The 328-nt window shown below is 42.1% G+C and carries 1 protein-coding gene; it reads right to left on the reverse strand.

From position 1 onward, the window contains the following. Positions 1 to 8: 8 nt before the first annotated feature. Positions 9 to 328 (reverse strand): hypothetical protein (locus HC752_RS25040; RefSeq protein ID WP_238930641.1); only part of this gene is annotated, 320 nt, incomplete at its 5' end.

The raw sequence follows: 328 nt of genomic DNA on the forward strand, positions 1-328 counted from the left end.
ACCGCAAACTAAAAATGCCACGCGTTGTTTGTCGGTTTGAAGCTTTTGTTAGAGCGATACCAACAAACAGACTTACTTGGCAATGAAGCACTTCGCTTGCATTCAATGAACAGCATCCTAGCCAACAAAACCTTCTGCAACCAGACCAAAAAACCCAAAACACCGAACCAGTCGAAGAATTTACAAGAACGAGCCGAAAACCAAACTTCAAAATACGGTAAACAGGAATGGTTTGAAATAGTCACAACGGCTTGGCTTGCGACAACTTTTCCAACTTGATTCGGGTTTAGGAATCGAAATTTGAAGCACTGAAGCCAGCTATTTTCGA

It is taken from the genome of Vibrio sp. S9_S30, assembly GCF_014694455.1.
In the GTDB taxonomy this organism is placed as follows: domain Bacteria; phylum Pseudomonadota; class Gammaproteobacteria; order Enterobacterales; family Vibrionaceae; genus Vibrio.